Raw genomic sequence first — 14,316 nt, forward strand, 5'->3', positions numbered from 1 at the left:
GCTGCTCAATACTTAAAGCGCCCCAACAAGTGTCTAACTTGTTGGGGCGCTTTAAGTATTGAGCAGCCGCTTTTCATTCGGTACCTTAAAGTCAGGCTTCGTTAAAGACCTGCTAAAGACATTTTTTATTACTGAGACCTCTTCTTTTGATGAGATCAATTATTTATACACCGCCTGCACCGGTTTACCCACGGCGCCGTTAGGCATCTGGATACGCAGCATAGCCGCAATGGTTGGTGCGATATCAGCCATACTTACCATATCGTTGCTCGTTCCGTGTTTCACATGCCAGCCCATGAATACCAGCGGCAGGTGCGTATCGTAGGGGTTCCAGTTGCCATGAGTGGTGCCCTTGTCCGATCCGGAATACCAGCCTGGCTCGGGAATGATCGCGACCGAACCGCAACGCTTGGGGTTGTACCCGTTGGCGATCATCGTCCTTATTGGCTCCGGTATAGCACTGTTTCCCAGGTTATCCACATCTGCAGCAAACTGTACGCCCGGCAGCTTTTGCAGGTATTGTACTGTCGCCTTCCTGATCGCGTCATAATCCAGTTTTTGTGCAGAGATCATTTTGAGGTCAAAGCTGATATGATAATTCTCTGTGCTCAATGCCAGTTTATCCACACCAAAACGTTCTTTCAATGCCGCATTCAACCCGCTTAACATTCTCCCGTCGGGCAGGCCCGCAGGGATCTGATGCTCTTCCATAAAGGCTACGGAATTGGCAGCGCCATGGTCGGCAGACAGGAACACCAGGTAATTGCCCTTGCCTAAACGCTGGTCCAAATAACGGAAGAAGGCCGACAGGTCTTTGTCCAGCCGCAGATAAGTATCTTCTACCTCGATAGCATTGGGTCCATATCTATGTCCCACATAATCTGTTGATGCACAGTTGATAGTAAGGAAATCCGTCACTGTATTGCTGCCCAGTTGATATCCTTCAATGGCCGCTTTGGCAAATTCCAGGGTAAGGGTGTTACCGGAAGGCGTGGAGCGCAGGCTGCCTTTGTCTTTCTGGTAGATGTCCGGCATGTTATGCGGAAATGTAGCCTTTGTCTCCCCAATGAAAGTGCCTTCCCATTTCATATCATCCGCTGTACTCTGGATGTAGGTATTGATGGGATATAGTGTTTCCCAGGGCTTCGACATTAATTGCGCCGGCAATTGCCGGGCGTTAAACGCCTTTACCCATTCCGGCAGGTCCTGCATATAAAAGGTACTGGTCACAAAGCTACCATTACTATCGTCCAGCCAAAAGGCGCCGTTCGCTGCATGTCCGGCCGGCAGGATGGACGCCCTGTCTTTCAGGGACACGCCCACCACCTTTGAGCGGAAGTTGGTGGCTATTTTCAGCTCGTCGGTGATCGTAGAGGCCAGCAGGTTACGGGGCGACATTCTGCCGGCATCACTGCTTGTACCCACAGGTTGAACTGTAGTATCTTCCGTGCAATACCAATGACGGCCGGTCACCTGGTCAGTCCAGTCATTGCCGGTAATACCGTGGATGGCAGGTACAGATCCGGTGTAGATCGTACTATGCCCTACTGCTGTAAAAGAAGGTAAATGGGTAATAAAGGTGTTTTCGCAGGAAAAGCCTTCAGACAACATTCTCCTGAATCCGCCATTTTCGTAGCGGTCATAATACCGGTACAGATAATCCCAGCGCATCTGGTCAACAACAATACCTACAACCAATTTCGGATGGTCTACGGGCTTCTGGGCAGAAACGGCAACTGTCTGCAACATGGCGCCGGCGAGCACCAGTGCAGACAGTGATTGACATTTTTTTCTCATGAAAGATAGTTTGGATAACAAATAAGACCTGATTATTAACGCTTTCGGCTATTTAAGGTTGTTAAATTATCTATCCTTTCAAAATTTGAATTGTACAAATATTACCAACGGGAATATAACAGGATAAACACCCGGCTTCTTGTCGCCGGCTTCTCTGCTTATTCTCTCAGACAGGTGCGGCCTCCCGGGTGCCTTTTAAACTGATCATTACTTTATAGCCGGTTGCAGGCATAAGTATAATACTGCGGCAATAGCCGCCCCGATAAATGGGCCAGCCACGGGAATCCAGGCATAGTCCCATCCGTTGCCGGCCTTCCCTTTTACCGGCAGGATAGCATGCATAATACGGGGTCCCAGGTCCCTGGCAGGATTAATAGCATAACCGGTAGTGCCTCCCAGCGAGAGCCCTATTGCCAAGACCAGCAGGGCCACCGGTAAGGCGCCCAGGGAGCCCATTCCCACCGGCGTTTTCTCTTCCCCCAGTTCAGCCCCGGTAAAATAAAAGATGGTGAACAACAATACGAAGGTGCCGATCACTTCACTGCCGAGATTGCGACCGTTGTTCCTGATAGCAGGAGCTGTACAGTAACAGGCTTGTATCAGGCCAGGGTCTCCGGTAATATCCATATGATCTTTATAATAGAACCATACCAGGAAGGCCCCGGTCATTGCCCCCAGCAACTGAGCAAGGATAAACAGGGGAACAGATGCCCAGGCGAATTTTCCGGCTATAGCCAGTGCCAGTGTCACAGCAGGATTCAGATGTGCGCCGCTGTAAGGGCCGGCTACCACTACACCTACAAATACGGCAAGCGCCCAGCCGGTCGTGATCACGATCCAGCCGCCGCCATTGCCTTTTGTTTTATTGAGAATAACATTGGCTACTACGCCATTGCCCAGCAGTATCAGTAACATGGTTCCCAGGAACTCTGCTAATAAAGGGTGCATTGAAGATTATTTTTATCAGTTAGTCATTAAGTCGTGGCGCGGAAATGATCCTTCAGATCATCCGCAGGTATATTACTGGCTTACAACAGCGTCTTCCTGTGCCGAAAGTTTTGCCCAGGCTTTCACTGCCTTTACCGCATGGCTCCATCCCCTGATCCATTTGTGCACCTGCTCTTCCTTACCGGCCGGAGTAAACAAGTGATCCACCTGCCACTGGCGGGCAATTTCTTCCTGGTCTTTCCAGAAACCTGTTGCCAGCCCCGCCAGATAGGCAGCTCCCATTGCAGTGGTTTCTGTGATCTTGGGGCGTATTACCTGTGTACCCAGGATGTCGGCCTGGAACTGCATCAGTAAATTATTGTTGGTAGCGCCGCCATCCACCCGCAATTCCTTGATGCTGATACCGGCATCTGCCTCCATGGCACGCAGCACCTCCATAGTCTGGTAAGCAATACTTTCAAGCGCCGCCCTTGCTATATGCGCCGACGTTGTTCCCCTTGTCATGCCGACAAGTGTTCCTCTCGCATGCTGGTCCCAATGTGGAGCGCCCAGACCGGCGAAGGCGGGTACCAGGTACACGCCATCATTGTGAGGCGCTTTGGCTGCCAGGCTTTCCACTTCAGCAGAGGACCTGATAATACCCAGGCCATCTCTCAGCCATTGCACCACGGCGCCGGCAATGAAAATGCTGCCCTCCAGGGCATATTCCACCTTCCCGTTTATTTTCCATGCAATAGTAGTAACCAGGTTGTTTTGAGAAATGATCGGATGTTCGCCGATATTCATCAGCATAAAACATCCTGTACCATAGGTATTCTTTACCATTCCGGGAGATGTGCACATCTGTCCGAATAAAGCGGCATGCTGGTCGCCCGCAATACCGGCAATAGGAATCGTCACAGAGAAAATAGACGGTGTTGTTTCGGCTATCAGCTCACTGGACTGTTTTACTTCCGGCAGCATGGCAGCGGGAATATCGAAAAGGGACAACAGTTCTTCGTCCCAGCTTTGGGTATGTATATTAAATAACATCGTCCGCGATGCATTCGTAATATCGGTCGCATGCGTTTTTCCGTCAGTAAGGTTCCATACCAGCCAGGCATCGACTGTCCCGAAGGCCAGTAGTCCCCTGGCCGCCTTTTCCCTTGCTCCAGCAACATTGTCCAGGATCCATTTCACTTTTGTTGCGGAGAAGTAGGCATCAATTACGAGACCGGTCTTTTCGCGGATCATTTGTCCGTGGCCCGCCGCTTTGAGCTCGTCACAGTAGGCGGCCGTACGTCTGTCCTGCCAAACGATGGCGTTATGAACAGGCTTTCCCGTATGGCGGTCCCACACAATGGTCGTCTCCCGTTGATTAGTGATCCCGATCGCCGCGATATCTGTTCCTCTCAATCCGGCTTTGGCTACTGCTTCTGCAGCAACGCCCAGCTGACTGGACCAGATCTCGCTGGCATCATGTTCTACCCGTCCGGGGGAAGGGAAGATCTGCCTGAATTCTTTCTGGGCTACAGAAACGATAGCGCCGGCTTTATCAAAGATGATCGCCCTTGAACTGGTGGTACCCTGATCCAATGCCAGGACGTACCGGGTTATTTCCTTTTCCTTCATAAAACTTACACGTGAAATTTAAGGGATGTGGAACGATGGTTTATGCTGTTGATGGTTTATTAATGCAGTAGATAATGTGCTGCTATGGCGGTAAAGGCTTTCACCTGCTCATCTTCCCAGGCCTTGTCTTTTCCCAGCTCCGTTGCCAGTATATTGGCAACGGCAGGCGCCATTTCCACAGCGGCCCTGGCATCGAGCAGAAGGGCGCGTAGTCTTCTCGACAAGACATCGTCTACCGTGCGGGCCATTTCCTGGCGTACCGCCCAGACCACCTGCGCCTTAATATACGGCAACCGTGGGTGCAGCTGTTCTCCCAGATCGGGATTGGCTGTTATCAGGGCACTGATCTCTGCAGCATCACTGCCATATACGTCCAGCGGGGCGGGAGCGGCGGCAGCCGTCGTATAGCCATGGATATGCAGGCTTTGTGTAGCACAGGGCACAACGGCCAATCCTCCTGTAGCGATGGCCGTATCCACCGTATCTTCTGCCATCTTACGGAAGGTGGTCCACTTACCGCCAGTGATGGTAATAAGCCCCGAAGCGGCTGTGATGACCTTATGGCTACGGGATATTTCCTTGGTGCTATCGGTATCTTTCTGCGGCGCGGCCAGGGGTCGCAGGCCCGCATATACGCTCAGTACATCCGCACGGGTAGGTGCTTTTTGCAGGTAGCTACCGGCAGTCTGCAGAATGAAATTGATCTCTGTTTCAAGCGCCTGGGGTTCCAGGCTATGGTCGTTAAGTGGCGTATCGGTTGTGCCCACAAGCACTTTTCCGTGCCAGGGCAGGGCGAACAAGACACGCCCGTCAGCGGTTTTCGGGATCATCAGGGCGCTGCTGCTGTTCAGGAAGCTGGCGTCCAGTACCAGGTGTACTCCCTGACTGGGACGGATAGTAGGCCTGGCGCCCGGTTTATCCATCTGCAGCACTTCGTCGGCAAATACGCCCGTCGCGTTGATCACCGTTTTGGCCTGCAGGTCATATGTTTCTCCTCCTTCCAGGTCTTTTGCTGTCACGCCATTGATCTTTCCGTTTGCATCTTTCCGGAGGCTGGTCACTTTGAAATAGTTCAGCAGCACCGCGCCCTTTTCAGTCGCTGTCTGGGCAATATTTACCGCCAGGCGGGAATCGTCAAACTGCCCGTCGTGATAAACAATGCCTCCTTTCAGGCCATCCTTTCGTATAGCCGGCAAGGCGCTGATCACGGCCTGCCGCCCGATAACACGGGATGGGCCCAGGCTGAGCCTTCCCGACAGCAGGTCGTACAGTTTCAGCCCTATACCATAGAAGGGGCCCTGCCACCATTTATAATAGGGTATGATAAACTCCTGGTCATGTGCCAGATGCGGGGCATTGGCCAGCAGTAATCCTCTTTCGTACAGGGCTTCTTTTACCAGTCCGACATCTCCCTGGGCCAGGTAACGTACCCCACCGTGTACCAGTTTGGTACTACGGCTGGAAGTGCCTTTGGCAAAATCCGACTGTTCCAGCAGGAGCGTGCGGAAGCCCCGCTGGGCAGCATCCATAGCAATGCCCAATCCGGTAGCGCCGCCACCGATCACAATTATATCCCAAACGACTGTTGCCGTATTGCCTAGCTGTTGTTTAAAGGTTAACCTGTTCATTGTGAGGAATATGCTTTATTTTCTTTTAATTAGTTTCAGTTTATTTCATTCACACCGGACGAAAAAGTAACGGGCGCTGGCCGTCCCGTAAACCGAAAATAAATGTTTTGTTTGTTCCTTTTCAGGAAGTTAATGTATTAACGCGCATTTATACATGATATTCCTCACTTTTTACTAAATATTTTTTCTGATGCAATGTGTTTAATTCAACAACATGAAAGTACTTTTGTAACGAATTGGAAGAAGGCATAAGTGTATTTGTTCCAAATCTCCTTAAAACATGTAATGCTTTTTTCTACAACTGCTAATTTTTTGCGCGTATGTCAATGATCAATATTGCAGAAAGACACAAATACATTCTTGACCGTTTAGCTGAGAAAGGATATGTGAATGTAGTTGACCTCTGCAAAGAACTGGATGTTTCCGGTGTTACCATCCGTAAAGACCTCAAACTGCTTGAAGACAAATCTCTCTTATTCCGCTCTCACGGGGGCGCCACTGTCAATAATCCGTACATTAACGACAAACCCGTTAACGAGAAGGAGAAGCTGCGCCGGGATGAGAAGAATAATATTGCTATCGCAGCTTCTGCCATGATAGCCCCCAACGATGCCATTATAATTTCTTCCGGAACAACCGCGCTGGCCCTGTCCAGGAATATCCATCCGAAAGGGCACCTTACCGTGATCACCCCGGCCCTGAACGTAGCGCAGGAGCTGTTACGTCATCCGGAGATCGAGGTATTGCAATTAGGAGGCATTGTGCGCAACAGTTCATCCTCTGTAACAGGCACTTATGCCGAAAGGATCCTGGCCGATTTCTCCGTTTCCAAGTTATTTCTCGGACTAGAGGGTATTGATATCGAATTTGGCCTCACCACTACCAACCTCCTGGAAGCCCAGCTGAACCAGCGCATGGTGGCAACTGCCCAGAAAACCATTGTGCTGGCAGACTCCTCAAAATTTGGGCGTCGCGGTTTCGGAAAGATCTGTGACCTCGAAGAAGTGGATGAGATCATTACCGATAGCGGTGTTTCAGCACATATTGTCAAGGCACTGGAAGAAATGGGCATCAACGTTACGATCGTGTAGCCGACCTGCCAGCTTGTACTCCTTACTATAGTTCGGTCGAGGTAGCCTCATCCTCCCTTAATCTTCCGTTCGGGAACGGAAGATTAAGGGAGGATGAGGCTACCTCGACCGAACCTGTACTATACCTATACCAGATCAGGAAGCCCTGTTTTGTCTCAATTCCCCCGGGAAGGGGTGAAGATTACCCCCTCATTCTCTTTAAACCCCATTTGCCCTCAACACATTAAACATTTTCATTACCCAATAAGCTTCCTCCGGGGCCAAATATGGTCACTTATTACCTGTCCTCTTATTTAATTCTAACGAATGCATGTACTTTTTTAATCTTTTCTAATTTTTTGGGGTTATACAAAAACTTTCGTAAAAAATACCGGTTTCCTTTAGTATCTTTATACCGTTCCCGAAAAATTACGGTACCTCAACCGCCTGGAGTAAGCGGGGAAGGTGTGCCAAGGTCAAAAAATCTAAACGAATGCAAGAAGTGAAGCAATTGCAAGGACTGTATCACCCGGATTTTGAGCATGATGCATGCGGAACAGGCTTTACAGCCCACATTAAGGGCCGTAAATCGCATCAGATCATCCGGGATGCGTTGACCATGTTGGAAAACATGGAACACCGCGGTGCATGTGGTTATGAGCAAAACACCGGTGATGGTGCTGGTATCCTGATCCAGCTGCCACACGAGTTCCTGTACGACGAATGCCTGAAGATAGGCATTAGCCTCCCTGAATTTGGAAAATACGGGGTAGGCATGATTTTCTTTCCGAAAGAGCCTCGCTGGCGCGAAGAGTGCCGCGAGATCCTGAACCGAGCGGCCGAGAAACTGGGATTGGAAATACTGGGTTACCGTAAGGTGCCGGTACGTCCCGATGGCATTGGTGAGGGCGCACTTTCTGTTGAACCGGAAATTGAACAGGTATTTATTGCCTGTCCTTATCATATTACGGACAATGACACTTTTGAGCGTAAACTCTTTGTGCTGCGTAACTACGTTTCTAAAACCGTTCGCAACACTGTTCCGAAAGAGAAAGCGCTTTTCTACATTCCGTCCCTTTCTACAAAGACTATTGTATATAAAGGTCAGTTAACAACTTACCAGGTACGTCACTATTATGCTGACCTCAGCGATGAGAAGATGGTATCTGCGTTTGCACTGATCCACTCCCGTTTCGCCACCAACACGTTCCCAAGCTGGCGCCTGGCTCACCCGTACCGCTATATTGCGCACAATGGTGAGATCAACACGCTGAAAGGGAACCTGAACTGGTTAAGGGCAGGAGAGAAGGACTTCGTTTCCAAATACTTCTCACAAGAGGAAATGGATATGATCCTCCCACTCGTGGAGGAAGGACAGTCTGACTCTGCCAGCCTCGACAACGTTGTGGAACTGCTCCTGCTCACCGGCCGTTCACTGCCGCATGTAATGATGATGCTCATCCCGGAAGCCTGGGATGGCAACGACGACATGGACCCGGTGAAGAAAGCCTTCTACGAATACCATGCTTCCCTCATGGAGCCATGGGATGGTCCGGCATGTATCTCCTTCACAGATGGTAAGATCATCGGTGGCACCCTGGACCGTAACGGTCTGCGTCCTGCCCGCTTCGTCATCACTAAAGATGACCGCGTGATCATGGCATCTGAAGCAGGTGTATTGCCAATAGATCCTAAAAATGTAAAAGAAAAAGGCCGCCTGCAGCCTGGTAAAATGTTCATCGTGGACATGGAACAGGGCCGTATCATCGGCGATGAGGAACTGAAACAGAATATCTGCTCTCAGCAACCTTACGGCGAGTGGCTGAATAAATATAAGATCCGCCTGGAAGAACTGTCTGAACCAAGGGTTACTTTCACCCACCTGGAACACGATCAGATCTTTAAATACCAGCGCGCCTTCGGTTATTCTACTGAAGATCTTTATACCATCATCGCGCCAATGGCCCTCGATGGTAAGGAACCGGTAGGCTCCATGGGTACAGATGCTCCGCTGGCCGTTCTGAGCGATCAGCCGCAGCACCTGACCAGCTACTTCAAACAGCTGTTCGCCCAGGTAACCAATCCGCCAATCGATCCGATCCGTGAGAAGCTGGTTATGTCACTGGCTACCTATGTGGGTAACAATGGCAACCTGCTGGACGAAGATCCGCTGCACTGTCATGGTCTGGCGCTCCGTCACCCGATCCTGACCAACTTCGAACTTGAAAAGATCCGTAGTATAGATACCGGCTTGTTCCAGGCTAAAACACTCCATACTTATTTCAGGGCCGACGGTAAACCCGGCTCCCTCGAAAAAGGCCTGCAGCGTTTGTGCCGTTACGCGGTAGACGCCGTGGAAGATGGTTTTGAAGTGATCATCCTGTCAGACAGGGCGATCGACTCTGAGCACGCCGCTATGCCTTCTCTGCTGGCTGCATCGGCTGTACACCACCACCTCATCCGCAAAGGATATCGTGGCCAGGTAGGTCTGATCGTAGAAGCAGGAGATGTATGGGAAGTACACCACTTTGCCTGTTTGCTGGGCTTTGGCGTAACCGCCATCAACCCATACCTGGCACTGAGCACCATCCGCGACCTGAAGCTGAACGACAAACTGGAGACAGACCTGGATGTGGATAAACTGAAAAAGAACTACATCAAGGCCGTTTGTGACGGTTTGCTGAAAGTATTCTCTAAAATGGGTATCTCCACCCTGCAATCATACCAGGGTGCACAGATATTTGAAATATTAGGTATTAACCGCCAGGTAGTAGACAAATATTTCACCGGCGCCGTTTCCCGTATACAGGGTATGGGCCTCGATGAAATTGCCCGCGAAACACTGGCTAAACACTGGATGGGTTACGGCCGTAAGGAAACACCTGTACAGCGTCTGACCACCGGCGGTATCTACCAGTGGAAGAGAAAAGGGGAGTTCCACCTCTTCAACCCGACCACGATCCACCTCTTACAATATGCTACCCGTATGGGCGACTACAGCGTATTTAAGAAGTACTCAAAAGCTGTGAACGACCAGAGTGAAAAAGCAGCGACCTTGCGCAGCCTCTTCTCGTTCAAACGTACCCGTCCTTCTGTTCCGCTGGAAGAAGTTGAATCTGCTGAAAGCATCCTGAAGCGTTTCGCTACCGGAGCAATGAGCTTTGGTTCCATCTCCCACGAAGCACACTCCACACTGGCTATTGCCATGAACCGTATTGGCGCCAAGAGCAATACCGGTGAGGGTGGTGAAGATGAAATACGTTATCAGCAGTTGCCAAATGGCGACAGCATGCGCTCCTCTATCAAACAGGTAGCAAGTGCACGTTTTGGTGTAACAAGTAATTATCTGACAAACGCGGACGAGCTCCAGATCAAGATGGCACAGGGTGCTAAACCTGGAGAAGGTGGCCAGTTACCTGGTCATAAAGTAGATGACTGGATCGCAAAGGTTCGTCACTCCACACCAGGTGTTGGTCTGATCTCTCCTCCTCCGCACCACGATATCTATTCCATCGAGGATCTTGCCCAGTTGATCTTTGACCTGAAAAATGCTAACCGTGCCGCACGTATCAGTGTAAAACTGGTATCCAAGGCTGGTGTTGGTACCATCGCTGCCGGTGTTGCCAAAGCAAAAGCGGATGTAGTACTGATCTCCGGTTACGACGGTGGTACCGGTGCTTCTCCGATCAGCTCTATCAAACATGCAGGTCTGCCATGGGAACTGGGTCTGGCCGAAACACACCAGACACTGGTAAAGAACAAACTGCGCAGCCGCGTAGTGGTACAGACCGATGGTCAGCTGAAAACAGGCCGTGACATTGCTATCGCTACCCTGCTGGGAGCAGAGGAATGGGGTGTGGCAACTGCTGCACTGGTAGCTGAAGGATGTATCATGATGCGTAAATGTCATCTGAATACCTGTCCTGTAGGTGTAGCCACCCAGGATCCGGAACTGCGTAAGCGCTTCAACGGTGATGCTGAAAATGTTGTGAACCTGTTCAAGTTCCTGGTAGAAGAATTCCGTGAGATCATGGCGGACCTTGGTTTCCGTAAGGTAACCGACATGGTGGGCCAGGTAGACAGCCTCCAGGTACGTGAAAACGTTACACACTGGAAATACAAGCAACTCGATCTCTCTCCGATATTATATAAAGAACCAGCTGCTGAAGAAACAGGGCTGTTCAAACAGGAAGAACAGGATCATGGTATTGGTGAAGTGATAGACTGGCAACTGCTGAAATCAGCACAGCCGGCGCTGGAGAAAAAATCCCGTGTATTCCACCAGTATAATATCAAAAACACCGACAGGGCCGTAGGTACCATCCTCAGTAACGAAATATCCAAACGTTATGGCGGAACAGGTCTTCCGGAAGATACGATCCACTACAAGTTTGTAGGTTCTGCCGGACAAAGCTTCGGTGCTTTCAACACGAAAGGTGTAACACTGGAACTGGAAGGAGAGGCAAATGACTACTTCGGTAAAGGTTTATCCGGTGCAAAACTGATCCTTTATCCATCTCCTGAAGCAGGTTTTAAAGCGGAAGAAAACATCATCGCAGGTAACGTAGCCCTCTACGGTGCTACATCCGGCGAGGCTTACATCCGCGGTAAAGCCGGTGAGCGTTTCTGTGTACGTAACTCCGGCGCTACCATCGTAGCTGAAGGCGTTGGCGATCACGGTTGTGAATATATGACGGGAGGTAAGGCAGTAATACTGGGAGAAACCGGCCGCAACTTCGGTGCAGGTATGAGTGGTGGTATTGCTTATATATATGATGTAAAAGGTGTTTTTGCAGGACGTTGCAACAAGGACATGATCGACCTGGATCCGCTGGACCAGCAGGATGCTGCCGAACTGCAGGACCTGATCACCAAGCATCATGCATATACGAACAGTACGGTGGCCAAGTTCATACTGAAAGACTGGGAAAACCAGCTGCGCCACTTCGTGAAAGTGTTCCCGAAAGAGTACAAAGCTGTACTGAGCGCAAGCAAAACGGGAGCACAGCAGGTAGAGAAGTAGTAACATTCTAACATCTAAGACAAGAGACAATGGGCAAACCAACAGGATTCCTGGAATTTACACGGGAACTGCCGGGCAAAACTCCTGCTAAGGAGAGAGTCCAACACTATAACGAATTCGTAGAGAAATATTCAGAAAAAAAGCTGAATGAGCAGTCTGCGCGCTGTATGAACTGTGGCGTACCATTTTGTCACAGCGGCTGTCCGCTGGGCAACGTGATCCCCGAGTTCAACGATGCAGTGTATCATAAAGACTGGAAAGAAGCTTATGAAATATTGACCAGTACCAACAATTTCCCGGAGTTCACAGGCCGTATCTGTCCTGCTCCATGTGAAAGCGCCTGTGTATTGGGCATTAACCAGCCACCTGTAGCTATCGAGGAAATTGAGCGTCACATCATTGAAGTGGCTTTCGACAAGGGGCTGGTGCAGGCTAAAACACCAAGAGTACGTACCGGTAAAAAGGTAGCGGTGATCGGTTCGGGTCCTGCGGGACTGGCAGCTGCCGCTCAGTTGAACTATGCCGGTCACAATGTAACCGTATTTGAAAGAGATGATGCTCCCGGTGGCTTGCTTCGCTATGGTATTCCCGACTTCAAACTGGAGAAATGGGTAATAGACCGTCGTGTGAAACTGATGGAAGAAGAAGGGGTAGTGTTTCAATGTAACGCAAACGTAGGTGTGAATGTAAGTGTGAATGACCTGCTGCGTGAATACAACGCTATCGTACTGGCAGGTGGATCAACTATTCCCCGCGACCTGAGTATTCCTGGCCGTCAGCTGAACGGCGTACATTTTGCTATGGATTTCCTCAAGCAACAGAACAAGCGTGTCGGCAATCGCCCGGTATCCGGCTCCGACATTCTTGCTACCGGCAAGAACGTTGTTGTAATAGGCGGCGGTGATACCGGGTCTGACTGTGTAGGTACTTCCAACCGTCATGGAGCAATAAGTGTAACACAGCTGGAATTGTTGCCAAAACCTCCCGGAGAGCGTACGCCCTATATGCCATGGCCTACCTATCCTATGGTGTTGAAAACTTCCTCCTCACACGAAGAAGGTGCTGTACGTCAATGGGCTGTTGGTACCAAGGAATTTGTCGGCGATGAAAAAGGTAACCTGAAAGGGTTGAAAATAGTAAATCTCGAATGGGCGCTGGGGCCTGATGGCAGACCAGGCGGCTTCAAAGAAGTACCTGGCAGCGAACAGGAGATCCCTTGTGAAGCAGCCTTCCTGGCAATGGGTTTCCTACATCCTCAACATACCGGCCTGCTGGAAGAACTGGGTGTGGAAAAAGATGAACGTGGCAATGTAAAAGCCAGTGAGAAAGCTTACCAGACCACCATACCAAAAGTATTTGCTGCCGGCGATATGCGCCGTGGACAATCCCTGGTGGTATGGGCAATCAGTGAAGGTCGTGAGTGTGCGAGGAAAGTGGATGAATTCCTGATGGGCGCATCACAACTGGAAAGTAAAGATGATTCATTGCAGGCATTGGCCGTTTAAGAACACCAATGCTGCAGAGAACTACTTATAAAAATATCAAAGAGTCTCATAAGCAGGTTTAGATTTTGTTGTAACCTTCAGCCGGGCCGGGTCTTTACCCGGCCTTTTGCTTGCCTGTAAACCGGACTGCCTTTTTTTGCCATATATTTACACAATAATTATCCCTAAACACCCTATGAGAGCACTTTTACTGTCCCTGTTAGCTGGCCTGTTCCTGTTGCCAGCCTATGCCCAGAAAAGAATTTTTTTGCGTTCTTACGAAAAAAAACTGGATAGTGTCAGGCACTATCAGAGGCTTCTCATTGTAGGAGAAGGAGGAATGCAGGCACGTATGTATATGGACAACCTTTCTGCTGAACTAATCAAGGAATTCAAATCCCGGCAGATAGAATGCAAATATGAATACCTGGGCGATCACCATAAAATAGATACAGATCTTATACTCAAGAAAGCTGAAGCCTGGCCACATGATGCGGTACTCCGATTTTCGCCGCTGACGGCATTTGAAAGAGATGCAGCCCGTCTTAACAACTTTGAACCGTATACTTCTAACGTACAGCAGTTCCTGGTGAATGATTTTGATGTTACGCTGAACGAGGGCGAGGGCACGATATGGTATGCGCGGTTGGAGACAACGATTGAATTCGGAAAACTAACTGTTTACAGAAGGATCCGCAAGGTGATCCTGGACGACCTGGAGAAGCAGAACGTACTGCCACACTGATCTTGCTACC

At 50.0% G+C, this 14,316-nt stretch carries 8 protein-coding genes; 4 read left to right on the forward strand and 4 right to left on the reverse strand.

All coding sequences use genetic code 11. The features are described 5' to 3' along the window. Window positions 1–159: 159 nt before the first annotated feature. From pafA to MYF79_RS03640, 4 genes are all read right to left on the reverse strand, one after another. Window positions 160–1,797 (reverse strand): alkaline phosphatase PafA, encoded by a 1,638-nt coding sequence (pafA, locus tag MYF79_RS03625; protein ID WP_247812600.1) that lies wholly within the window; start codon window positions 1,795–1,797, stop codon window positions 160–162. 207 nt (window positions 1,798–2,004) lie between these two features. After that, window positions 2,005–2,745, reverse strand: coding sequence for an MIP/aquaporin family protein (locus MYF79_RS03630; protein WP_247812601.1), 741 nt, complete (start codon window positions 2,743–2,745; stop codon window positions 2,005–2,007). Window positions 2,746–2,817: 72 nt separating this feature from the next. After that, window positions 2,818–4,356, reverse strand: coding sequence for a glycerol kinase GlpK (glpK, locus tag MYF79_RS03635; RefSeq protein ID WP_247812602.1), 1,539 nt, complete (start codon window positions 4,354–4,356; stop codon window positions 2,818–2,820). A gap of 59 nt (window positions 4,357–4,415) precedes the next feature. After that, the gene (locus tag MYF79_RS03640; RefSeq protein ID WP_247812603.1) at window positions 4,416–5,984 is read right to left on the reverse strand and encodes a glycerol-3-phosphate dehydrogenase/oxidase; all 1,569 of its coding nucleotides are present in this window, start codon (window positions 5,982–5,984) and stop codon (window positions 4,416–4,418) included. 320 nt (window positions 5,985–6,304) lie between these two features. Here MYF79_RS03640 and MYF79_RS03645 point away from each other — a divergent pair, with 320 nt between their 5' ends. The 4 genes from MYF79_RS03645 (at window position 6,305) to MYF79_RS03660 (ending at window position 14,306) form a co-directional block, all read left to right on the forward strand. After that, the gene (locus tag MYF79_RS03645) at window positions 6,305–7,075 is read left to right on the forward strand and encodes a DeoR/GlpR family DNA-binding transcription regulator (RefSeq protein ID WP_199654382.1); all 771 of its coding nucleotides are present in this window, start codon (window positions 6,305–6,307) and stop codon (window positions 7,073–7,075) included. Window positions 7,076–7,547: 472 nt separating this feature from the next. Next, on the forward strand, window positions 7,548–12,077 hold the full coding sequence (gene gltB / locus MYF79_RS03650; protein WP_247812604.1) for a glutamate synthase large subunit: 4,530 nt from the start codon (window positions 7,548–7,550) through the stop codon (window positions 12,075–12,077). Between the two features lie 29 nt (window positions 12,078–12,106). Continuing rightward, a complete protein-coding gene (locus tag MYF79_RS03655; protein WP_247812605.1) occupies window positions 12,107–13,582 on the forward strand; it encodes a glutamate synthase subunit beta in 1,476 nt (491 codons plus the stop codon). 175 nt (window positions 13,583–13,757) lie between these two features. Further along, window positions 13,758–14,306, forward strand: coding sequence for a hypothetical protein (locus MYF79_RS03660; protein ID WP_247812606.1), 549 nt, complete (start codon window positions 13,758–13,760; stop codon window positions 14,304–14,306). Window positions 14,307–14,316 lie beyond the last annotated feature (10 nt).

The sequence above is a fragment of the Chitinophaga filiformis genome (assembly GCF_023100805.1).
Lineage (GTDB): Bacteria > Bacteroidota > Bacteroidia > Chitinophagales > Chitinophagaceae > Chitinophaga > Chitinophaga filiformis_B.